The sequence below is a fragment of the Neorhizobium galegae genome (assembly GCF_021391675.1).
GTDB classification, from domain to species: Bacteria; Pseudomonadota; Alphaproteobacteria; order Rhizobiales; family Rhizobiaceae; genus Neorhizobium; species Neorhizobium galegae_B.
Map to the genome: position 1 here is coordinate 1720465 of NZ_CP090095.1, position 19073 is coordinate 1739537.

24 protein-coding genes are annotated in these 19073 nt (G+C 61.5%); 18 read left to right on the forward strand and 6 right to left on the reverse strand.

Annotated elements, in window-relative coordinates:
• Window positions 1-11 precede the first annotated feature (11 nt).
• From rplR to LZK81_RS08680, 11 genes are all read left to right on the forward strand, one after another.
• Window positions 12-374, forward strand: a complete 363-nt coding sequence (gene rplR, locus LZK81_RS08630) for a 50S ribosomal protein L18 (protein WP_037084721.1) — start codon at window positions 12-14, stop codon at window positions 372-374.
• 151 nt (window positions 375-525) lie between these two features.
• Window positions 526-1095, forward strand: a complete 570-nt coding sequence (gene rpsE, locus LZK81_RS08635) for a 30S ribosomal protein S5 (RefSeq protein ID WP_038542164.1) — start codon at window positions 526-528, stop codon at window positions 1093-1095.
• 11 nt (window positions 1096-1106) lie between these two features.
• Entirely contained in the window at window positions 1107-1319 is a 213-nt protein-coding gene (gene rpmD / locus LZK81_RS08640; protein WP_037084714.1) for a 50S ribosomal protein L30, read from the forward strand.
• A gap of 16 nt (window positions 1320-1335) precedes the next feature.
• Complete coding sequence (gene rplO, locus LZK81_RS08645) at window positions 1336-1815, forward strand: 50S ribosomal protein L15 (protein ID WP_046605439.1); 480 nt, start codon at window positions 1336-1338, stop codon at window positions 1813-1815.
• Window positions 1816-2053: 238 nt separating this feature from the next.
• Window positions 2054-3394, forward strand: coding sequence for a preprotein translocase subunit SecY (gene secY / locus LZK81_RS08650; RefSeq protein WP_046605438.1), 1341 nt, complete (start codon window positions 2054-2056; stop codon window positions 3392-3394).
• The gene (locus LZK81_RS08655) at window positions 3391-4041 is read left to right on the forward strand and encodes an adenylate kinase (protein ID WP_046605437.1); all 651 of its coding nucleotides are present in this window, start codon (window positions 3391-3393) and stop codon (window positions 4039-4041) included. Before secY ends, LZK81_RS08655 begins: the two co-directional genes overlap by 4 nt.
• A 237-nt stretch (window positions 4042-4278) precedes the next feature.
• The gene (gene rpsM, locus LZK81_RS08660; RefSeq protein ID WP_037084707.1) at window positions 4279-4647 is read left to right on the forward strand and encodes a 30S ribosomal protein S13; all 369 of its coding nucleotides are present in this window, start codon (window positions 4279-4281) and stop codon (window positions 4645-4647) included.
• A gap of 122 nt (window positions 4648-4769) precedes the next feature.
• A complete protein-coding gene (rpsK, locus tag LZK81_RS08665) occupies window positions 4770-5159 on the forward strand; it encodes a 30S ribosomal protein S11 (protein WP_007766864.1) in 390 nt (129 codons plus the stop codon).
• A gap of 197 nt (window positions 5160-5356) precedes the next feature.
• Window positions 5357-6367: a DNA-directed RNA polymerase subunit alpha gene (locus tag LZK81_RS08670; protein WP_007766867.1), complete on the forward strand. Its 1011-nt coding sequence runs from the start codon at window positions 5357-5359 to the stop codon at window positions 6365-6367.
• Window positions 6368-6502: 135 nt separating this feature from the next.
• Window positions 6503-6928 (forward strand): 50S ribosomal protein L17, encoded by a 426-nt coding sequence (gene rplQ, locus LZK81_RS08675; RefSeq protein WP_038585860.1) that lies wholly within the window; start codon window positions 6503-6505, stop codon window positions 6926-6928.
• A 174-nt stretch (window positions 6929-7102) separates the two neighbouring features.
• Window positions 7103-7684: a DoxX family protein gene (locus LZK81_RS08680; protein ID WP_233955840.1), complete on the forward strand. Its 582-nt coding sequence runs from the start codon at window positions 7103-7105 to the stop codon at window positions 7682-7684.
• Between the two features lie 106 nt (window positions 7685-7790).
• Here the strand turns inward: LZK81_RS08680 and msrQ are convergent, their stop codons facing one another.
• Window positions 7791-8456, reverse strand: coding sequence for a protein-methionine-sulfoxide reductase heme-binding subunit MsrQ (gene msrQ, locus LZK81_RS08685; protein ID WP_233955841.1), 666 nt, complete (start codon window positions 8454-8456; stop codon window positions 7791-7793).
• A gap of 2 nt (window positions 8457-8458) precedes the next feature.
• The gene (gene msrP, locus LZK81_RS08690) at window positions 8459-9403 is read right to left on the reverse strand and encodes a protein-methionine-sulfoxide reductase catalytic subunit MsrP (protein WP_046609134.1); all 945 of its coding nucleotides are present in this window, start codon (window positions 9401-9403) and stop codon (window positions 8459-8461) included.
• A gap of 209 nt (window positions 9404-9612) precedes the next feature.
• Between msrP and LZK81_RS08695 the strand changes: the two genes are divergently transcribed.
• The 4 genes from LZK81_RS08695 (at window position 9613) to LZK81_RS08710 (ending at window position 12680) form a co-directional block, all read left to right on the forward strand.
• Window positions 9613-10023 carry a DUF4112 domain-containing protein gene (locus LZK81_RS08695; protein ID WP_046609091.1) on the forward strand — a complete coding sequence of 137 codons (411 nt, stop codon included), beginning with the start codon at window positions 9613-9615 and terminating at the stop codon, window positions 10021-10023.
• 166 nt (window positions 10024-10189) lie between these two features.
• A complete protein-coding gene (gene ilvD, locus LZK81_RS08700; protein ID WP_046609133.1) occupies window positions 10190-12025 on the forward strand; it encodes a dihydroxy-acid dehydratase in 1836 nt (611 codons plus the stop codon).
• A gap of 101 nt (window positions 12026-12126) precedes the next feature.
• Window positions 12127-12351: a DUF433 domain-containing protein gene (locus LZK81_RS08705; protein WP_233955842.1), complete on the forward strand. Its 225-nt coding sequence runs from the start codon at window positions 12127-12129 to the stop codon at window positions 12349-12351.
• The gene (locus tag LZK81_RS08710) at window positions 12351-12680 is read left to right on the forward strand and encodes a DUF5615 family PIN-like protein (RefSeq protein ID WP_233955843.1); all 330 of its coding nucleotides are present in this window, start codon (window positions 12351-12353) and stop codon (window positions 12678-12680) included. Before LZK81_RS08705 ends, LZK81_RS08710 begins: the two co-directional genes overlap by 1 nt.
• A 17-nt stretch (window positions 12681-12697) precedes the next feature.
• On the opposite strand, the gene LZK81_RS08715 is transcribed toward LZK81_RS08710, so the two are convergent.
• Together LZK81_RS08715 and LZK81_RS08720 are read right to left on the reverse strand one after the other, a co-directional pair.
• The gene (locus tag LZK81_RS08715) at window positions 12698-13051 is read right to left on the reverse strand and encodes a lysozyme inhibitor LprI family protein (RefSeq protein WP_233955845.1); all 354 of its coding nucleotides are present in this window, start codon (window positions 13049-13051) and stop codon (window positions 12698-12700) included.
• 37 nt (window positions 13052-13088) lie between these two features.
• Window positions 13089-13469 carry a YkvA family protein gene (locus LZK81_RS08720; protein ID WP_233955847.1) on the reverse strand — a complete coding sequence of 127 codons (381 nt, stop codon included), beginning with the start codon at window positions 13467-13469 and terminating at the stop codon, window positions 13089-13091.
• A 136-nt stretch (window positions 13470-13605) separates the two neighbouring features.
• On the opposite strand from LZK81_RS08720, the gene LZK81_RS08725 reads away from it, so the two are divergent.
• Both LZK81_RS08725 and LZK81_RS08730 read left to right on the forward strand, forming a co-directional pair.
• Entirely contained in the window at window positions 13606-15006 is a 1401-nt protein-coding gene (locus LZK81_RS08725) for a DegQ family serine endoprotease (RefSeq protein WP_046624191.1), read from the forward strand.
• Window positions 15003-16319 carry a replication-associated recombination protein A gene (locus LZK81_RS08730; protein WP_233955849.1) on the forward strand — a complete coding sequence of 439 codons (1317 nt, stop codon included), beginning with the start codon at window positions 15003-15005 and terminating at the stop codon, window positions 16317-16319. Before LZK81_RS08725 ends, LZK81_RS08730 begins: the two co-directional genes overlap by 4 nt.
• Window positions 16320-16336: 17 nt before the next feature.
• Here the strand turns inward: LZK81_RS08730 and LZK81_RS08735 are convergent, their stop codons facing one another.
• On the reverse strand, window positions 16337-16651 hold the full coding sequence (locus tag LZK81_RS08735; protein ID WP_037084690.1) for a DUF1883 domain-containing protein: 315 nt from the start codon (window positions 16649-16651) through the stop codon (window positions 16337-16339).
• A 334-nt stretch (window positions 16652-16985) separates the two neighbouring features.
• Between LZK81_RS08735 and LZK81_RS08740 the strand changes: the two genes are divergently transcribed.
• Window positions 16986-17930 carry an alpha/beta fold hydrolase gene (locus tag LZK81_RS08740; protein WP_233955851.1) on the forward strand — a complete coding sequence of 315 codons (945 nt, stop codon included), beginning with the start codon at window positions 16986-16988 and terminating at the stop codon, window positions 17928-17930.
• Between the two features lie 95 nt (window positions 17931-18025).
• Here LZK81_RS08740 and LZK81_RS08745 read toward each other — a convergent pair whose 3' ends face one another.
• Complete coding sequence (locus tag LZK81_RS08745) at window positions 18026-19027, reverse strand: ketopantoate reductase family protein (RefSeq protein WP_046605424.1); 1002 nt, start codon at window positions 19025-19027, stop codon at window positions 18026-18028.
• Window positions 19028-19073 lie beyond the last annotated feature (46 nt).

Below are 19073 nucleotides of genomic sequence, written 5' to 3' on the forward strand. Positions count from 1 at the left end.
GACGACGGATCATGGCAACGAGAAAAGAAGCACTCACCAAGCGTGCGAGCCGTGTTCGCCGCCAGATCAAGAAGGTCGCAAACGGCCGTCCGCGTCTGTCGGTTCACCGCTCGTCCAAGAACATCTATGTCCAGGTCATCGACGACGTGGCCGGCCGCACGCTCGCTGCCGCCTCCACGCTCGACGCTGGTCTGCGCGCCTCGCTGAAGACCGGCGCTGACGTTGCGGCTGCCGCCGCTGTCGGCAAGCTGGTTGCGGAACGCGCCACCAAGGCCGGCGTGACGGAAGTCGTGTTCGATCGCGGCGCCTTCATCTATCACGGCCGCATCAAGGCCCTGGCCGAAGCTGCCCGCGAAGGCGGCCTGAGCTTCTAAGAATTTTCGCCCGCATCCCTGAAGAAGGGGAGGCGGGCGAAATGCGGTTCGCCGCACGCATCAGTCGTCCCATCCTAGTCCTTCACGGGCAGGGGATGGTTGGCTCCCGGAAATTGCCCATTGCACCCGGAAAAGAAAAAGGAAAAGAACAATGGCACAAGAAAGAAGAGGCCAGCGCGAAGATCGCCAGAGCCGCGAAGAGCGCGATAGCGAATTCGTCGACAAGCTGGTCGCGATCAACCGCGTCGCCAAGGTCGTCAAGGGCGGCCGTCGTTTTGGTTTCGCAGCTCTCGTCGTCGTCGGCGACCAGAAGGGCCGCGTCGGCTTCGGCCATGGCAAGGCACGCGAAGTGCCGGAAGCCATCCGCAAGGCGACCGAAAGCGCAAAGCGCGATCTGATTTTCGTTCCCCTGCGTGATGGCCGTACGCTGCATCACGATGTCAACGGCCGTCACGGCGCCGGCAAGGTTCTGCTGCGCTCGGCCAAGGCTGGTACCGGCATCATCGCCGGCGGCCCGATGCGCGCCGTATTCGAAACGCTCGGCGTCCATGACGTCGTTGCCAAGTCGACCGGTTCGTCGAACCCTTACAACATGGTTCGCGCCACGTTCGACGCCCTGAAGCATCAGGTGCATCCGAAGGACGTAGCAGCTCAGCGCGGCATCAAGTATGCAACGCTGCAGACTCGCCGCGCCGCTTCCGGCAATGCGCAGGAAGAATAAGGAGAGCGATAATGGCCAAGAAAGCCACTCAGGCAGAAGCCAAGAAGACGGTTACCGTCGAGCAGACCGGTAGCCCCATCCGCCGCCCGGCCGTACAGCGTCAGACGCTGATCGGTCTAGGCCTCAACAAGATGCACCGGACCCGTACGCTGGAAGATACTCCTTCCGTTCGTGGCATGATCCGGGCTGTCCAGCATCTCGTTCGCGTCGTCGACGAGAAGTGAGACGGAGGAATTGACCATGAAACTGAATGAGATCAAGGACAACGAAGGCTCTTCCAAGGACCGTATCCGCGTAGGTCGCGGTATCGGTTCGGGCAAGGGCAAGACCGGTGGTCGCGGCGTGAAGGGTCAGAAGGCCCGTTCCGGCGTCGCCATCAAGGGCTTCGAAGGCGGCCAGATGCCGATCTATCGTCGCCTGCCGAAGCGCGGCTTCACCAACATCTTCAAGACTGACTACGCCGTCGTTTCGCTCGGCCGTATCCAGACCGCGATTGATGCCAAGAAGCTCGACCCGAAGGCAACGATCGATGCTGCCGCCCTCAAGGCTGCCGGCGTCATCCGTCGTCCCAAGGACGGCGTTCGTCTCCTCGCCGACGGCGAGCTGACGGCGAAGGTTTCGATCGAAGTTGCCGGCGCCTCCAAGGCTGCCGTCGAGAAGATCGAGAAGGCCGGCGCTTCGATCAAGCTGCTCGTCGTAGCCGAAGCAGCGGCCGAATAAATCGTTTTGAAATCGCCCGGTTTGTGCTTCACACCGGGCGATTTTATCTCCATATGTGAGCCTCACGATCCCGAAGCGATCCTGTTGGTCGCCTGACCGGGATCATACGGAAAACAGGGTGAGGCATCCGATTGCATCGGCAATCTCGCGCGCCCGGTTTTTTGAACCAGAATTTTTAGACTGCTTTCCGGATCCGGCATTTCCCCGCCGCCGGAGAATTGGTCAGGCGGAGAATTGCATGGCTTCTGCAGCGGAACAACTTGCCTCCAATCTGAATTTTGCGACTTTCGCAAAAGCGGAGGATCTCAAGAAGCGGCTTTGGTTTACCCTCGCGGCACTTTTGGTGTATCGCCTCGGCACCCATATTCCGCTTCCGGGCTTGAACCCCGAAGCCTATGCGCAGGCCTTCCGCGGCCAGGCCGGCGGCATCCTCGGACTTTTCAACATGTTTTCGGGCGGTGCAGTGGAGCGCATGGCGATCTTCGCGCTCGGCATCATGCCCTATATTTCCGCATCGATCATCGTGCAGCTGATGACCTCGGTCGTCCCTTCGCTTGAAAACCTCAAGAAGGAAGGCGAAGCCGGCCGCAAGATCATCAACCAGTACACCCGTTACGGCACGGTGCTGCTCGGTACGCTGCAGGCCTATGGCATTGCAGCCGGCCTCGAGAGCGGCCAGGGCCTGGTGCTCGATCCGGGCTGGTTCTTCAAGATTTCGACGGTCGTGACGCTGCTCGGCGGCACCATGTTCCTGATGTGGCTCGGTGAGCAGATCACCTCGCGCGGCATCGGCAACGGCATTTCGCTGATCATCTTCGCAGGTATCGCCGCAGGTCTTCCGACCGCGCTGGCCGGTACGTTGGAGCTTGGCCGTACCGGTGCGCTTCCGACTGCGCTGATTCTCACCGTCATCGTGGTGGCCATCGGCGTCATCGCCCTCATCGTTTTCGTCGAGCGCGCCCAGCGCCGCCTTCTGATCCAGTATCCGAAGCGCCAGGTGGGCAACCGCATGTTCCAGGGCGATACGTCGCACCTGCCGCTGAAGCTCAACACTTCGGGCGTCATCCCGGCGATCTTCGCCTCGTCGCTGCTGCTTCTGCCGGCGACGGCTGCGGGCTTTGCCGGCAATGCCGGGCTGCCGGACTGGGCGACGATGATCATCTCGGCGCTCGGCCACGGCCAGCCGCTGTTCATGCTGCTCTACGGCCTGCTGATTGCCTTCTTCGCCTTCTTCTACACGGCGATCGTCTTCAATCCGAAGGACACCGCCGACAATCTGAAGAAGCATGGCGGCTTCATTCCGGGCATCCGCCCGGGCGAACGCACGGCCGAATACATCGATTACGTGCTGACCCGCATCACGGTCGTCGGCGCGATCTACCTTGTCTTCGTCTGCATCCTGCCGGAATTCCTCGTGGCCCGCAGCGGCGTGCCATTAGCCCTTGGTGGGACTTCGCTTTTGATTGTTGTCAGTGTAACCCTCGATACGGTAGCACAGATCCAAGGGCACCTCATTGCGCAGCAGTATGAGGGTCTGATCAAGAAGTCGAAACTGCGCGGAGGAAAGAGGGGACGATGAGACTGATTCTTTTAGGGCCGCCGGGCGCGGGGAAGGGGACCCAGGCCCAGCGGATCGTGGAGAAACACGGTATCCCGCAGCTCTCCACGGGCGACATGCTGCGTGCAGCCGTCGCCGCCGAGACGGAAGTTGGCAAGCGCGCCAAGGCCGTCATGGATGCCGGCAATCTTGTCTCCGACGAGATCGTCAACGCGATTGTCTCCGAGCGTATCGACCAGCCCGATTGCGCCAACGGCTTCATCCTCGATGGTTTCCCGCGCACCCTGGTGCAGGCGGATGCGACCGAGGCGATGCTGAAGGCCAAGGGTCTCGATCTTTCGGTCGTCATCGAACTGCGTGTCGACGACAAGGAACTCGTGCGCCGCGTCTCCGGCCGCTATTCCTGCGCCCAGTGCGGCACGGTCTACCACGACACGGACAAGAAGCCGTCTCAGGAAGGCGTCTGCGACAAGTGCGGTTCGACGCATTTCAAGCGCCGTCCCGACGACAATGCCGAGACAATGACCAAGCGCCTCGAGGTCTACTACAAGGAAACCTCGCCGCTGATCGGTTATTACCACGCCAAGGGCAAGCTCAAGGCTGTGGACGGCATGGCCGACATGGACAAGGTCACGGCCGATATCGAAAATATCCTGGCGGCTCTTTGAGCCGTCATCTATCTGTTAAAGAATCTTGGGCGGAGCGGTTGCATTTCAGCGCTGATTCCGTTAAACACCGCGCCAACTCGCGACAGCTTTAGCGATCGGCGCGGATTTCCCGCAAGGACATCCGAGACCGGTCGTTTTGACCTGTTCCGTATGGGGTTTGAACTGGCGGCCATATCAGGCTGCTTTCATGGAATAAGTACCACTTGCCGGATGGCAACTGGAACAAGGAGAATAGGCGTGGCACGTATCGCTGGCGTCAACATCCCGACTGCGAAGCGCGTTGTCATCGCGCTGACCTACATTCACGGGATCGGCCCGAAATTCGCATCGGAAATCATGGAGAAGGTCGGTCTTCCGGCTGAAAAGCGCGTCCATCAGCTGACGGACTCGGAAATCCTCCAGATTCGCGAAACCATCGACCGCGACTATCAGGTCGAAGGCGACCTTCGTCGCGAAACCGCGATGAACATCAAGCGTCTGATGGACCTTGGCTGCTACCGCGGCCTGCGTCATCGCCGTGGCCTTCCGGTCCGCGGTCAGCGCACGCACACCAATGCCCGCACCCGCAAGGGCCCGGCAAAGGCGATCGCTGGTAAGAAGAAGTAATTTGGGGTGATTAGTTGTTGGTGAGCAGTGATTAGTTCCTGCTCACCAATTACTATTGACTACTCACTCCCAGGTGGAGCCGCTGGAATTACGGCGGTGAAGAGATCAACGAAAGGGATAAAATGGCCAAGGAAGCCACCCGCGTCCGTAGACGCGAGCGTAAAAATATCACGTCGGGCGTTGCCCACGTCAATTCTACCTTCAACAACACGATGATCACCATCACCGACGCGCAGGGCAATGCGATTGCCTGGTCGTCTGCTGGTGCAAAGGGCTTCAAGGGTTCGCGCAAGTCGACCCCGTTCGCAGCCCAGATCGCTGCCGAAGACTGCGCCAAGAAGGCGCAGGAGCATGGCATGAAGTCGCTGGAAGTCGAAGTCTGCGGCCCGGGTTCCGGCCGTGAATCGGCTCTGCGCGCTCTGCAGGCTGCCGGCTTCATGATCACCTCGATCCGTGACGTGACACCGATCCCGCACAACGGCTGCCGCCCGCGCAAGAAGCGCCGCGTCTGATCGTCGGAAATTGAAGGGGCTGCCGAATCTCACATCGAGAATTGGGCGGCCTCTGTCTGAACTCGGGAATAGCCGCCTGACCCTCTGCTGAGGTTCGGCGGCTTTACCCATATCGCCGATGGACATGGTTCCGATCGGTGCCCCTCATGCTCGGTTGCCACGATTGGATGGTGGCAACGAACGGAAGGTATTTTGTGATGATCCAGAAGAACTGGCAGGAATTGATCAAGCCGAACAAGGTGGAATTCTCCTCCTCCGGCCGTACCAAGGTAACCCTGGTTGCCGAACCCCTCGAGCGCGGCTTCGGCCTGACGCTCGGCAACGCGCTTCGTCGCGTGCTTTTGTCGTCTCTGCGCGGTGCGGCTGTGACCGCCGTGCAGATCGACGGCGTATTGCATGAGTTCTCCTCCATCCCGGGCGTCCGGGAAGATGTGACGGATATCGTGCTCAACATCAAGGAAATCGCCATCAAGATGGATGGCGACGACGCAAAGCGCATGGTCGTGCGCAAGCAGGGCCCGGGTTCGGTAACCGCCGGCGACATTCAGACGGTTGGCGATATCGAGATCCTCAATCCGCACCATGTCATCTGCACCCTCGACGAGGGTGCCGAGATCCGCATGGAATTCACGGTCAACAACGGCAAGGGTTACGTCCCGGCCGATCGCAACCGTGCCGAAGACGCTCCGATCGGTCTCATCCCGGTCGACAGCCTCTATTCGCCGGTCAAGAAAGTGTCCTACAAGGTGGAAAACACCCGCGAAGGTCAGGTTCTCGACTACGACAAGCTGACCATGACCATCGAAACCGATGGCTCGGTCACGGGTGAAGACGCCGTTGCCTTCGCGGCTCGCATCCTTCAGGACCAGCTCTCGGTTTTCGTCAACTTCGACGAACCGCAGAAGGACGTCGAAGAAGAGTCGGTCACCGAACTCGCGTTCAACCCGGCGCTTCTCAAGAAGGTGGACGAACTGGAACTCTCGGTCCGTTCGGCCAACTGCCTGAAGAACGACAACATCGTTTACATCGGCGATCTCATCCAGAAGACCGAGGCGGAAATGCTGCGCACTCCGAATTTCGGTCGCAAGTCGCTGAACGAGATCAAGGAAGTTCTGGCATCCATGGGCCTCCATCTCGGTATGGAAGTTCCCGCCTGGCCGCCGGAAAACATCGAAGATCTCGCCAAGCGTTACGAAGACCAGTACTGAAATCAACAAAGGCAGGTTTTGACTGCCTTTCCCCGTCAAACAGCGGGCCTCTGATCGAAAGATAGGAGTGCCCGTATGTGCCAGGAAACGGCAGGCCCTAAGAAGAATGGGTACCTGCATTAAAGGAGAATAGCCATGCGCCACGGAGTAGCCGGCCGCAAGCTCAATCGTACCGCCAGCCACCGCAAGGCGATGTTCGCCAACATGGCGGCTTCGCTCATCACCCACGAGCAGATCGTCACGACCCTTCCGAAGGCGAAGGAAATCCGTCCGATCGTTGAAAAGCTCGTCACCCTCGGCAAGCGCGGCGACCTGCACGCTCGTCGTCAGGCGATCTCGCAGATCCAGGACCAGGACGCCGTCAAGAAGCTGTTCGACGCCATCGCTTCGCGTTACGCAACCCGCAACGGCGGTTACCTGCGTATCATGAAGGCTGGCTTCCGCCAGGGCGACAACGCTGCCATGGCCGTCATCGAGTTCGTTGAACGCGATGTTGACGCCAAGGGCGCAGCCGACAAGGCTCGTGTTGCCGCTGAAGCAGAAGCTGCCGAAGCCGCATAATTTTCCGCATCGTCGGAATTGAAAAAGCCGGGTGGAGACGCCCGGCTTTTTCGCGTTTCAGGCCAACGATGGTGGCGATCCCGCGATCGATCGTATGGCTTGACTTGCGTCAAGAGCTTCCTCGGCCAAAGCGATAAGGTCTCGGCATTGAGACAAAATCGTGAGGTACGGAAAATGGTTGAACATGTAGTTTTTGATAATGCAAAAGACGAACTCGTCATTCCCGCTTTGGCCCCTGTCTATGAAAAGCTGGCGCAGCCCATGGCCTGGAGCATATTCCGGCTGGCGGTCGGCGGCATGCTGGTAATCGAAGGATGGCCGAAGATCATTGCGCCGTTTGCGCAGGTCGGCTTCGTCGAAAATATCGGAATGTACCCGGGCTGGTTCTGGTCGCCCTTCCTGGCCGCCCTGCAATTCTTCGGCGGCATGTTCATCGCCGCCGGCCTGTTCACCCGCCCCATGGCGCTCGCCAATGCCGTGATGCTGGCCATGACCCTCTGGTTCCACGTCACCCATCCCTATGGCGACGCCTTCCTGACCCCGGCCGGCATCGAGGCGTTGAAGGCCGGCGGCCAGCAGTTGTTCACGCCGCAGGCATTGGTGCGGCTGAAGGATGGCGGTCACGTTTTCCTGGAACAGGTTCAGGGCAAGGCAGAACTGGCATCGCTGTTCTGGACCGGAGGCGCCTTCCTTTACGCCGCCTTCGGAGGAGGCTACCTGTCGCTCGACCGGCTGCTGTTCCGCAAGCAATTCTGAGTGGTCCCGAAAGGCTGCTGAACATGAAAGGAGCCGGACCGATGGATCCGGCTCTTTGCGTTGAGGGCAAGCATGCGACCCGCGGCGCCCAAATCCGTCCTCCGCATCAACCGTTCTGCCTCGCCCTCTGGGAAGCTGCAGGCTTCGCCGGTTTGCTGTTGGCCCTCTTCCAATTCATGACCGGCCGCCTGATGGATCGATAGGCAAGCAGCAGCGTAATCAGCGCGATATGGATGAACGGCACCAGCGTCACCGATCTGACCGCGAGCGCATAGTGGAGCGCCCCGCCGGCGGCGATCAGGTAGATCAGCCTGTGCAGCCTGTTCCAACCCTGCGCGAGCTTGCGGATCGACCAGTTGTTGGAGGTGACCGCAAGCGGGATCAGCATCAGCAGGCAGGCAAACCCGATGGTGATATAGGGCCGCTTGGCGATATCGCCGCCCACCGCACCGAAATTGAAGCGTAGGTCGAGCGACACATAGACCGAGAAATGCAAGAGCACGTAGTAGAAGGCGATCAGCCCGAGCGCCCGGCGATAGCGCACCCAGTTGATGCCGGCGAGATCGCGCAGCGGCGTGATCGCAAGTGTCGCGATGATGAACCGCAGCGCCCAGATGCCGAGCTGATGCTCGAACTCCTTGACCGGATTGAAGCCGAGCCCTCCGGTCAGCCCGAGGTAGAAGTACCAGGCGGCCGGAATGAGCCCGATTGCGTAGAGCGCCCAGACGCTGGCCTTGTGATAGCGGCGGGGCAGGGCGGGGAGGCTCACCATTCTCAATAATTCGCCTTCAGATCGAGGCCATCATAAAGGCTCGCCACTTGATCGGCGTAACCGTTGAAGGGCAGCGTCGGGCGACGGTTGGCACCGAAGAAACCGCCTTCGCCGATCCGCTGTTCAGTCGCCTGGCTCCAGCGCGGATGATCGACCGCCGGGTTGACGTTGGAATAGAAGCCGTATTCGCGGGCGTTGGCGTTCTTCCAGGTGGTCTCCGGCTGCTTCTCGACAAGCGAGATCCTGACGATCGACTTGATGCTCTTGAAGCCGTATTTCCACGGCACCACGAGCCGGATCGGGGCGCCGTTCGGGTTCGGCAGCGTCTCGCCGTAAAGGCCGACCGCGAGGATCGTCAGGGGATGGCGCGCCTCGTCGAGGCGAAGGCCCTCCACATAGGGCCAGGGCAACGCCTGGAAAAAGCCCTTCTGGCCCGGCATTTCCTCCGGCCGCACCACGGTTTCGAACGAGACGTATTTGGCGCTGCCGAGCGGCTCGACCTGGTCGAGAAGCGCAGACAGCGGGAAACCGATCCACGGGATCACCATCGACCAGCCCTCGACGCAGCGCATCCGGTAGGTGCGGTCCTCGAGGGTCATCTTCATCAGTTCCTCGAGGCCGAATTCCTTCGGCTTGCCGACCATGCCGTCGACCTTGACGGACCACGGCGTCGGTTTGAAGTCACCGGAATTGGCGGCGGGATCTTCCTTGTTGACGCCGAATTCGTAGAAATTGTTGTAGGTGGTGACCGCTTCCTTCGGTGTCAGCGTCTCGTCCAGCTTGAAGGCGCTGGGGTTGGCCGACAGTGGGGCGGCGAAAGCGCTGTCTGCGCCCGCAAAGGCAAGCCCGGCGACGGCCGCGGCGCCCATAAAATTCCGGCGCGACATGTAGATGTCGCGGGGTGTGATCTCGGAAGCCGGAATATGCGGCGGACGATAGGCGGGCATGTCGAAAATCTCCTCTGCGGCAACGGGTGCCTTCTTGCTCCTATACGTAACGCGGAACCGAAAGGTTTCACAGCGGCGCGAAGATTGCTTCGAACCACGTTTGCGTGAAAAACCGAAGGTTTGCGGATGGAAATGCAATCGATGGAACCCCATTTCGGTTTCTTCAGTTCTCATCGCAGGGCCATTCGCCCGACAGGAGGAGATTGCAGATGACGGCACGCACCTGGGATGCCGGGCGGGATGAAACAATTGCCGATCGCGCCGAGAGATTGCGGCGCCTGCGCCGCCTTGCGGGCATCGCGCGGCTGATGGATACGGCGATCGGCATTCCGGGCACCCGCATCCGTTTCGGCGCCGATTCCGTCTTCGGCCTCATCCCGCTCGTGGGGGATGCGGGCGGTGCGCTGGTCGGCCTTTACATTGTCAACGAAGCGCGCAAGCTCGGCCTGCCGCCCGCAAAGCTCACCAGGATGCTCGGCAATGTCGCCGCCGACTCCGTGCTCGGCAGCGTGCCGCTGGCGGGCGATGTCTTCGACCTCTTCTTCAAGTCGCACCGCCGTAACGTGAAGATGATTCTCGAGCACTTCGGTATCCATCCGGACGAGCTGCGGGAGAGGTGAGGGTGCCTGGTCCGACGCTCAGCTCCAACCGTACCGCTTTGGCCTGTCGTGATAGTGACACTCCGGGCGCTTTGCGCTAGGAAAGCCGCAAAACTATGGGCTTTTGCGCCACGGTCAGGAAACCGGTAGACTGCGCGGGCCCGAACAAGAGATCGAGGACAACACCATGCCAGCTTACCGTTCTAGAACCACGACCCATGGCCGCAACATGGCAGGTGCGCGCGGGCTCTGGCGCGCGACGGGCATGAAGGACAGCGACTTCGGCAAGCCGATCATTGCGGTGGTCAACTCCTTCACCCAGTTCGTGCCCGGCCACGTGCACCTGAAGGACCTCGGCCAGCTCGTCGCCCGCGAGATCGAAGCGGCCGGCGGCGTCGCCAAGGAATTCAACACGATCGCTGTCGACGACGGCATCGCCATGGGCCATGACGGCATGCTCTATTCGCTGCCGTCGCGCGAAATCATCGCCGACTCGGTTGAATACATGGTCAACGCTCACTGCGCCGACGCCATGGTCTGCATCTCCAACTGCGACAAGATCACTCCCGGCATGCTCAACGCAGCAATGCGCCTGAACATCCCGGCGGTCTTCGTCTCGGGCGGCCCGATGGAAGCCGGCAAGGTCGTCCTGAAGGGCAAGACCCATTCGCTCGACCTGATCGACGCCATGGTCGCCGCCGCTGACGACAAGATGAGCGACGAGGACGTCAAGGTCATCGAGCGCTCGGCCTGTCCGACTTGCGGCTCGTGCTCGGGCATGTTCACCGCCAATTCGATGAACTGCCTGACCGAAGCGCTCGGCCTGTCTCTGCCCGGCAATGGCTCGGTGCTGGCAACCCATGCGGACCGCAAGCGCCTGTTCGTCGAGGCCGGTCATTTGATCGTCGATATCGCCCGCCGCCATTACGAGCAGGAAGACTATTCCGTCCTGCCGCGCTCGATCGCCACCAAGCAGGCCTTCGAGAACGCCATGACGCTCGACATCGCCATGGGCGGCTCGACCAATACCGTTCTGCACATCCTAGCTGCAGCCTATGAAGGCGAGGTCGATTTCAACCTCGACGACATCGACCAGCTCTCGCGTCGTGTTCCGTGCCTCTCCAAGGTCGCGCCGGCCAAGGCCGACGTGCATATGGAAGACGTCCACCGCGCCGGCGGCATCATGTCGATCCTCGGCGAGCTGGACAAGGGCGGTCTGCTCAACCGAGATTGCTACACCGTCCATGCCGAAACGCTCGGCGACGCGATCGACCGCTGGGATATCACCCGCACCAACAGCGAGACGGTCCGCAACTTCTTCCGCGCGGCACCCGGCGGCATCCCGACTCAGGTCGCCTTCAGCCAGGAAGCGCGCTGGGACGAGCTCGACACCGACCGCGAAAACGGCGTCATCCGCTCGGTCGAACATCCGTTCTCGAAGGACGGCGGCCTTGCGGTCCTCAAGGGCAATATCGCCATCGACGGCTGCATCGTGAAGACGGCCGGCGTCGACGACTCGATCCTGAAGTTCAGCGGCCCGGCCCGCGTCTTCGAAAGCCAGGATGCGTCGGTTAAGGCGATCCTCGCCAACGAGATCGTGGCGGGCGATGTCGTGGTCATCATCTACGAAGGCCCGAAGGGCGGCCCGGGCATGCAGGAAATGCTCTATCCGACCAGCTACCTGAAGTCGAAGGGCCTTGGAAAGGCCTGCGCTCTCATCACCGACGGCCGCTTCTCCGGCGGCACGTCCGGCCTGTCGATCGGCCATGCCTCCCCGGAAGCGGCAAACGGCGGCACGATCGGTCTGGTGCGCGAAGGCGACATGATCGAGATCGACATCCCGAACCGCACGATCAATCTCGCGGTTTCGGACGCCGTCCTCGCCGAGCGCCGCAAAGAGCAGGACGCTTTCGGCTGGAAGCCGTCGCAGCCCCGCAAGCGCAATGTCACCACGGCACTGAAGGCCTACGCTGCGTTTGCTGCGAGTGCTGACAAGGGCGCCGTGCGGATCTTGCCGGAGTAAGAGTTGGCAGGCAGCTGTGTTGAAAATTCACAAAGCGCCGTCAGGTTTTCCTGTCGGCGCTTTGTGTTATGTTGATGTTTCTGTTGCCCAAGGGGTGAGAAATGTCCGAGCTTCATCGCATCACTTTTGATCCGCACATCTGTTCGGGACGCCCGACAATCCGCGGGCTGCGCATCCGAGTGAAAGACGTTCTGGAACTGCTGGCTTCAGGCGCAACGCATGAAGAAATTCTGGAAGACTACCCGTTGCTGGAAGCGCCGGACATTGTTGCCGCGCTTGAATACGCCGCCCGTCAAAGCGATCACACCGTATTGCGCGTCGCCTGATGCGCTTTCTGGTGGATGCACAGCTACCGCCAGCTCTCGCGCGATGGCTCGCTGAGCGGGGGCATGAGGCCGAACACGTCATGGATTGTGGCCTGCAGTCAGCCCCAGATCGGGAGATATGGGATTTTGCGGCTGCCTCCGGTGCGATCGTTGTCACCAAGGATGAGGATTTCGCTCAGCGTAAAGCCCTGTTGCAGTCTGGGCCGTCTATCGTCTGGGTCCGTCTGCCGAATTCACGCCGCCGTGATCTGCTTGATTGGTTTGAAAGAGCGCTGCCGGACATCATCGATGCTCTCGAACGCGGCGAAACGCTTATAGAGGTCATCTAATCGAGCCTTTGGCGGTTTCAAAGCGGCCGGCTCAAGTTCTTGTAAGCCTCGTCAAGCTGCTTCAACCGCTCCGTATAAGACGCCCGGAGGCATTCGACATCCTCGCCGCAGGCCTGGCGTTTCTTCAGCCAGGCGCTCTGTTCGTCCTGCAGCTTGCCGCGATTGCCCATCGCCAGGAGGCCGGTGAGAATGTCGAAGGTCGTCACCATCTTCACGTCGGCATCGTTGAGCGTGCGGGTGTCGCAGATGACTTTTTCATCTGCCGCAAGATTTCCCCGCTCGCAATCGAAGCTTGCCGCTGCGGCGGGTCGGCCTGAAAGCGTCAGGCCGAGAAGGCTCGTCAAGGCGATGGCGATGGTAAAACGTCTCATGTCTGCACTCCTGATCTCGATGCGCAACGCCTGGAGATCAGGTCAGTTCCCAGAGGCTCCACAGAGCGAAGACGAGACAAGAGAACCAGACGAAAAGGATGAAGGCGAGGCCGGTGCGGCTGGTGGGGCGTTCCGCCCAGCGCTCGGCCTTGCCACGGAACTCGCTCATCAGCGGCGCTGGCATCAGCCTGACCGCCAGTACGATACCGAGCGGCACGATCAGTATATCGTCGAGATAACCGAGAACGGGGATGAAATCGGGAATGAGGTCGATTGGCGACAGCGCATAGGCAGCAACCGAGCCCGCGACCAACTTGGCATGCCACGGCACGCGGCGGTCGCGCGCAGCGAACCACAACGCCAGAACGTCGCGTTTCAGCCGTTTCGCCCAACCTTTCGCCTTCGCCAACCAGGTCATGTTCTTCTCCGCATATCGGTCCTATATAGTGTGAAAAGCTTGACGGTTTTCGCCATATTTCCGTTGTTCCGCCACCTTTCCTTTCTAGCGTCCCGCGCTACAAATCGATCCGGATTTTCTGAAAATGAGGACTTACATGCTGACCATGCTGAAACGCGTGTCGACCGGCCTTCTCGCTCTCGCTCTCCTGATGCCCGTGGCAGTGCTCGCCCAGGAGAAGGCGGTGCCGCAGAGCCGCCAGGAAATGCAGCTCTCCTTCTCGCCGTTGGTCAAGCAGACCGCCGGCGCCGTCGTCAACGTTTATGCCGAACGGGTCGTGCAGCGCCTCAATCCGTTTGCGGGGGACCCCTTCTTCGAGCAGTTCTTCGGCCAGCGCATGCCGAACCGTTCGGAAAAGCAGTCGTCGCTGGGCTCCGGCGTTATCCTTGCGGCAGACGGCCTCGTCGTGACCAACAACCACGTCATCGAAGGTGCTGACGATATCAAGATCGCGCTCGCCGACGGCCGCGAATTCCCCTGCGACGTGGTGCTGAAGGACGCGAGCATCGACTTGGCCGTGCTGCGCATCAAGTCGAAGGAGCATTTTCCGGTTCTCGCCATCGGTGATTCCGATCGCACCGAAGTAGGCGATCTGGTGCTTGCGATCGGCAACCCGTTCGGCGTGGGCCAGACGGTGACGAGCGGCATCGTCTCAGCACTTGCCCGCAACCAGGTCACCACGGGCGATTTCGGCTTCTTCATCCAGACCGACGCCTCGATCAATCCGGGCAATTCCGGCGGCGCGCTGATGAACATGAACGGCGAGCTGATCGGCATCAACACCGCGATCTTTTCGCGCGGCGGCGGCTCGAACGGCATCGGTTTCGCGATCCCCGCCAATCTCGTGAAAGTCTTCCTGGCCGCCGCCTCCGAAGGCAAGACGAGCTTCGAACGCCCCTTCGTCGGCGCGAGCTTCGATGCCGTCAATTCGGATGTGGCCGAAGCGCTCGGCCTCAAGACCGCCCGCGGCGCGCTGGTGACACGCGTTGTCGAAGGCGGACCGGCGGACAAGGCCGGCCTGAAGCCCGGCGAAGTGGTAACCGCCGTCAACGGCATTTCGGTCGAGCATCCCGATGCTCTCGGTTACCGGCTGACGACCGCCGGTCTCGGCAGACAGGCGGTACTGACTGTCCAGACCGCCGATGGCCAGCGGCAGGTGAACCTGGCGCTCAACACCGCCCCCGAAACCACGCCGCGCGACGAGCGGCTGATCGAGGGGCGCAATCCGTTTGCCGGCCTTCGCGTTGCCAACCTGTCGCCGAAGCTCGCGACCGAACTGCGCATCCCGGCTGAAAAGACCGGCGTGGTCGTGACCGACGTGACGCGCAACTCTCCCGCCGCCCGCCTCGGTTTCGAGCCGAAGGACATCCTGATCTCCCTGAACGGCACTGCCGTCACCAGCACCAAGGGCATGGAAACCATGCTCGACGACGATCCGGGCTTCTGGCGGGTGGAGATCGAGCGTGGCGGCCAGCGTATCAGGCAGTTCTTCCGATGAGCGGTGATCTCTTCGCGCCGAAGGTTCCCGAAGAGATCGCCAACCGGCGGCCGCTTGCCGACCGGCTGCGGCCGAAGTCGCTTGCCGAGGTCACCGGACAGCCGCATCTGACGGGCGAGGACGGCGCGCTGCGGCGGATGATCGATAGCGGATCGCTCGGTTCGATGATCTTCTGGGGCCCGCCCGGCACCGGCAAGACCACGGTGGCGCGGCTGCTTTCCGGCGAGGCGGGGCTTGCCTTCGAACAGATCTCGGCGATCTTTTCCGGCGTCGCCGATTTGAAGAAAGTCTTCGAGACGGCGCGCCTGCGCCGCATGGACGGCCGCCAGACGCTGCTCTTCGTCGATGAGATACACCGCTTCAACCGCGCCCAGCAGGACAGTTTCCTGCCCGTCATGGAGGACGGCACCGTCATCCTGGTCGGCGCCACCACCGAAAACCCGAGCTTCGAACTCAACGCCGCTCTTCTGTCGCGTGCCCGGGTGCTGACCTTCCGCAGCCATGACGAGGAAAGCCTGAGCGAGCTTCTCATCCGCGCCGAACAGGCCGAAAGCAAGCCGCTGCCGCTTGACGAGGATGCGCGCGCCAGCCTGATCCGCATGGCGGATGGCGATGGCCGCGCCGTGCTGACGCTCGCCGAGGAGGTCTGGCGCGCCGCGCGGGAAGGGGAGGTCTTCGATACGACGGGCCTCACCCAGATCGTCCAGCGCCGCGCTCCGGTCTACGACAAGGCGCAGGACGGCCACTACAACCTGATCTCGGCGCTCCACAAGTCGGTGCGCGGCTCGGATCCGGATGCGGCGCTCTATTATCTGGCGCGCATGTTCGATGCCGGCGAGGACCCGCTCTATCTCGGCCGCCGGCTGGTGCGCATGGCGGTCGAAGATATCGGCCTTGCCGATCCGCAGGCGCTGGTCGTCTGCAATGCCGCCAAGGATGCCTATGACTATCTCGGTTCGCCGGAAGGCGAGCTGGCCTTCGCGCAGGCCTGCGTCTATCTGGCGACCGCGCCGAAATCCAATGCGGTCTACATGGCCTTCAAGGCTGCCACCCGGGCCGCCAAGGAAAACGGCTCGCTGCTGCCGCCCAAGCACATCCTCAATGCCCCGACCAAGCTGATGAAGGGCGAGGGGTATGGTGACGGTTATCGCTACGACCACGATGAGCCGGACGCTTTTTCAGGTCAGGATTATTTTCCGGAAAAGATGGGCCGTCAGACGTTCTACGACCCGCCGGAGCGCGGCTTCGAGCGTGACATCCGCAAGCGACTCGACTGGTGGGCCAAGCTTCGCAAGGAACGAAGCCCGAAGTGACTCTCTTCTGAAACCGGTCAGGAGGCCTGTTTCTGGGCCACGACGTTGGCCGGCGCCCCGATCAGCCGGACGGAGGATTCCGCCAGCCCGTGATGGCCTTCCATGTCGACGATGACGTGCCAGTGGCCGGCCTCCGGGATCACCAGGCGGATGGGGGACCGCTTGGCGATGCCGCCGACATATTTGAAATCGAGAAGCTCCGTAAAGCGCTGGAAGTTGGCGGCGTTCATCAGGCGCACGTTGTTGACCGCATTCAACGTCACCTCGATCGTCGTCCCCGCGCGCTGCGGTTTCAGATCGTAGTGGGTAAAGCGGAAATTCGGGACGGCCATTCCTGCCTCATTGATGCCAGCATAGAAGTTCATCAATCTTAACGATATGTCGTTAACGAATGGTGGAACATAGCGGCTACCTGTGTGTTTAGTTTTCTGAAGACCAGCTTCAGCCGGCACAATCCCCATGCCGCGCCGAAGATAATCAGGCGGCTTTCGTCCCCTGCAGCCGCCGTACAAGAATAATATTTTGACCTCCAATCTGCCTGTCCCGCCGTCTCCTCGCGGCGGGATTTTCTTTGCGCCAGGATTTTTGTGGCGTGGATTGTAGGCTCGGGCTCTTCCTCTCCGTCCTTGGGGCATCACCACCAGCCAAATTCCCGAGGAGGACATCATGTCGATCAGGATAATCGCCACCGCAATTGCAGCCCTTGCCGCATCGTTCGTTCCGGCATTCGCCGAAGCGCAGGAGCCGAAATCGGCCGCACCGCAGGCGGCGGCCGCCGCCGAGCCGTCGAAGAAGGGCCGTGTCGAGGCCGGCGGCATCAGCTATTATTACGAGATCCGCGGGGAAGGCGAACCGCTCCTGCTGCTCCATGGCGGTCTCGGCTCCATCGACATGTTCGCCCCGATCATGCCGGCGTTGACGGAGCACCGCCAGGTCATCGCCGTCGATCTCCAGGGCCATGGCCGCACCCCGCTCGGCAAGCGTCCGATCAGCCTGGAGGCCATGGGCGCCGACATGGGCAAGATCGTCTCCGAACTCGGCTTCCGCCAGGTCGATGTGCTCGGTTATTCCATGGGCGGCGGCATCGCGCTGCAGATGGCCGCTCAGGCGCCGGAAAAGGTGCGGCGGCTCGTCATTGCCTCGGCACCGTTTGCCAAGCGCGGCTTCTTTCCGGAAATGATCCCGCAGCAGGAGTCCGTCACCGGTGCCATGGCCGAGATGATGAAGGACACGCCGATGTTCATCTCCTACAAGGCCGTGGCTTCGGATGTCTCCGAATTCCCGCGGCTCCTCGATGCGATGGGCGACCTGATGCGCCGGGACTACGATTTCTCCGATGCGGTCGCCAGGTTGACCATGCCGGTCATGCTGGTCTTCGGCGACAGCGACATGGTGCGCCCGGAGCATATCGTCGAGTTTTATCAGAAGCTCGGCGGCGGCCTGAAGGATGCCGGCTGGATGCGTGAGAACATGCCGAAGAACCGGCTGGCGATCCTGCCCGATCTGACCCACTACGAAGCATTCGCGTCGCCGGCCCTGGCGCCGACCGTGCTTCCTTTCCTGGACGGCAAGAGCAACGCGCCGAACTGGGCGGAGCAGGTCAAGAAGTGAAAATCAAAATAATGCTATGCCGGCCAAAAGGCCGGCATAGGTTCGATTTCAAGCACTTGCCGGCATCTGCGGATTCTCGTTCGGAAACACTTGAATCAGTTTCTGAGGTTTTCGCGGTCGAGCTGCAGTGTCAGCGCCAGCACCGTTTCGCAGGTCGGGGTCGGCACGCCGGCGAGCTTGCCGAGCGCCACCACCATGCCGGTCAGCGGAACGATCTCCAGCGCCTTTCCAGCAAGCAGGTCCTGCAGCATCGAGGTTCTGACCGGGCCGAAACCGCCCGAACGGCCGAGCTGTTGGTCGACGCCGCTGCTGAAGACCGCGCCGAGCGCCTCGCCAACGGCCTTGGTTTCCGCCATCACCTTGCCGACCTGCGCGACCAGCACTGGATTTTCCATGATGCTGTTCATCCGGCCGCGGGTAAGCGCGCTGATCGGGTTGTATGCGGCGTTGCCCATCAGTTTGGTCCAGATCTCGTTACGGATACGCTGGGTTGGGATGATGTTGAGGCCGGCGCGGCCGAGAAGCTCGGAGATTGACACCAGGTCCGGCGAAAGCTCGCCGGAGGGTTCGCCGAGGAAAAAGCGGCCCTCGCCATTGAGGCGAATGGTGCCGGGTTCGGTCACTTCCGCGCCCTGATAGGCGACGCAGCCGATGACCCGTTCCGGCCCGACCAGCCGCCAGAGCCTGCCTTCCGGATCGAGTTCCGGGAGCTGTCTTTCCGCATGCCCGCTTTCGGAATCCCGATGGAAATACCACCAGGGAATGCCGTTGAGGATCATGATGACCCGTGTGCCTTCCTTGAGAAGGCCGGCAAGGCCCTCGGCGGCATCGCCAAGCTGGTGTCCCTTGAGACCGGTAACGATCAGGTCCTGTTTCGGCAGCTCCGACGGGTCGCTGGTGGCGGTGACGCGCGCCTTGAGCGGCGCGGTATCGCCGCCCTGCTCGACGGTCAGGCCCTTGTCGCGAATGGCGGCGAGATGCGCGCCGCGCGCCACGATCGAGACATTGGCCTCCGCGCCGAGCCCGCTTGCGATCTTCGTCGCAAACGTGCCCCCGAGAGCGCCCGCACCATAGATGCAGATATTCCTGATGGTCATGATGTCCTCGCCAATGCTTATTGCAGCGCGGTAGGTTTAGGACATC

Bases quoted from the DNA above. Each gene is read 5' to 3' on its own strand.
- rplR (WP_037084721.1), top strand. From the start codon at position 12: ATGGCAACGAGAAAAGAAGCACTCACCAAGCGTGCGAGCCGTGTTCGC.
- rpsE (WP_038542164.1), top strand. From the start codon at position 526: ATGGCACAAGAAAGAAGAGGCCAGCGCGAAGATCGCCAGAGCCGCGAA.
- rpmD (WP_037084714.1), top strand. From the start codon at position 1,107: ATGGCCAAGAAAGCCACTCAGGCAGAAGCCAAGAAGACGGTTACCGTC.
- rplO (WP_046605439.1), top strand. From the start codon at position 1,336: ATGAAACTGAATGAGATCAAGGACAACGAAGGCTCTTCCAAGGACCGT.
- secY (WP_046605438.1), top strand. From the start codon at position 2,054: ATGGCTTCTGCAGCGGAACAACTTGCCTCCAATCTGAATTTTGCGACT.
- LZK81_RS08655 (WP_046605437.1), top strand. From the start codon at position 3,391: ATGAGACTGATTCTTTTAGGGCCGCCGGGCGCGGGGAAGGGGACCCAG.
- rpsK (WP_007766864.1), top strand. From the start codon at position 4,770: ATGGCCAAGGAAGCCACCCGCGTCCGTAGACGCGAGCGTAAAAATATC.
- LZK81_RS08670 (WP_007766867.1), top strand. From the start codon at position 5,357: ATGATCCAGAAGAACTGGCAGGAATTGATCAAGCCGAACAAGGTGGAA.
- rplQ (WP_038585860.1), top strand. From the start codon at position 6,503: ATGCGCCACGGAGTAGCCGGCCGCAAGCTCAATCGTACCGCCAGCCAC.
- LZK81_RS08680 (WP_233955840.1), top strand. From the start codon at position 7,103: ATGGTTGAACATGTAGTTTTTGATAATGCAAAAGACGAACTCGTCATT.
- msrQ (WP_233955841.1), bottom strand. From the start codon at position 8,456: ATGGTGAGCCTCCCCGCCCTGCCCCGCCGCTATCACAAGGCCAGCGTC.
- msrP (WP_046609134.1), bottom strand. From the start codon at position 9,403: ATGCCCGCCTATCGTCCGCCGCATATTCCGGCTTCCGAGATCACACCC.
- LZK81_RS08695 (WP_046609091.1), top strand. From the start codon at position 9,613: ATGACGGCACGCACCTGGGATGCCGGGCGGGATGAAACAATTGCCGAT.
- ilvD (WP_046609133.1), top strand. From the start codon at position 10,190: ATGCCAGCTTACCGTTCTAGAACCACGACCCATGGCCGCAACATGGCA.
- LZK81_RS08705 (WP_233955842.1), top strand. From the start codon at position 12,127: ATGTCCGAGCTTCATCGCATCACTTTTGATCCGCACATCTGTTCGGGA.
- LZK81_RS08710 (WP_233955843.1), top strand. From the start codon at position 12,351: ATGCGCTTTCTGGTGGATGCACAGCTACCGCCAGCTCTCGCGCGATGG.
- LZK81_RS08715 (WP_233955845.1), bottom strand. From the start codon at position 13,051: ATGAGACGTTTTACCATCGCCATCGCCTTGACGAGCCTTCTCGGCCTG.
- LZK81_RS08720 (WP_233955847.1), bottom strand. From the start codon at position 13,469: ATGACCTGGTTGGCGAAGGCGAAAGGTTGGGCGAAACGGCTGAAACGC.
- LZK81_RS08725 (WP_046624191.1), top strand. From the start codon at position 13,606: ATGCTGACCATGCTGAAACGCGTGTCGACCGGCCTTCTCGCTCTCGCT.
- LZK81_RS08730 (WP_233955849.1), top strand. From the start codon at position 15,003: ATGAGCGGTGATCTCTTCGCGCCGAAGGTTCCCGAAGAGATCGCCAAC.
- LZK81_RS08735 (WP_037084690.1), bottom strand. From the start codon at position 16,651: ATGGCCGTCCCGAATTTCCGCTTTACCCACTACGATCTGAAACCGCAG.
- LZK81_RS08740 (WP_233955851.1), top strand. From the start codon at position 16,986: ATGTCGATCAGGATAATCGCCACCGCAATTGCAGCCCTTGCCGCATCG.
- LZK81_RS08745 (WP_046605424.1), bottom strand. From the start codon at position 19,027: ATGACCATCAGGAATATCTGCATCTATGGTGCGGGCGCTCTCGGGGGC.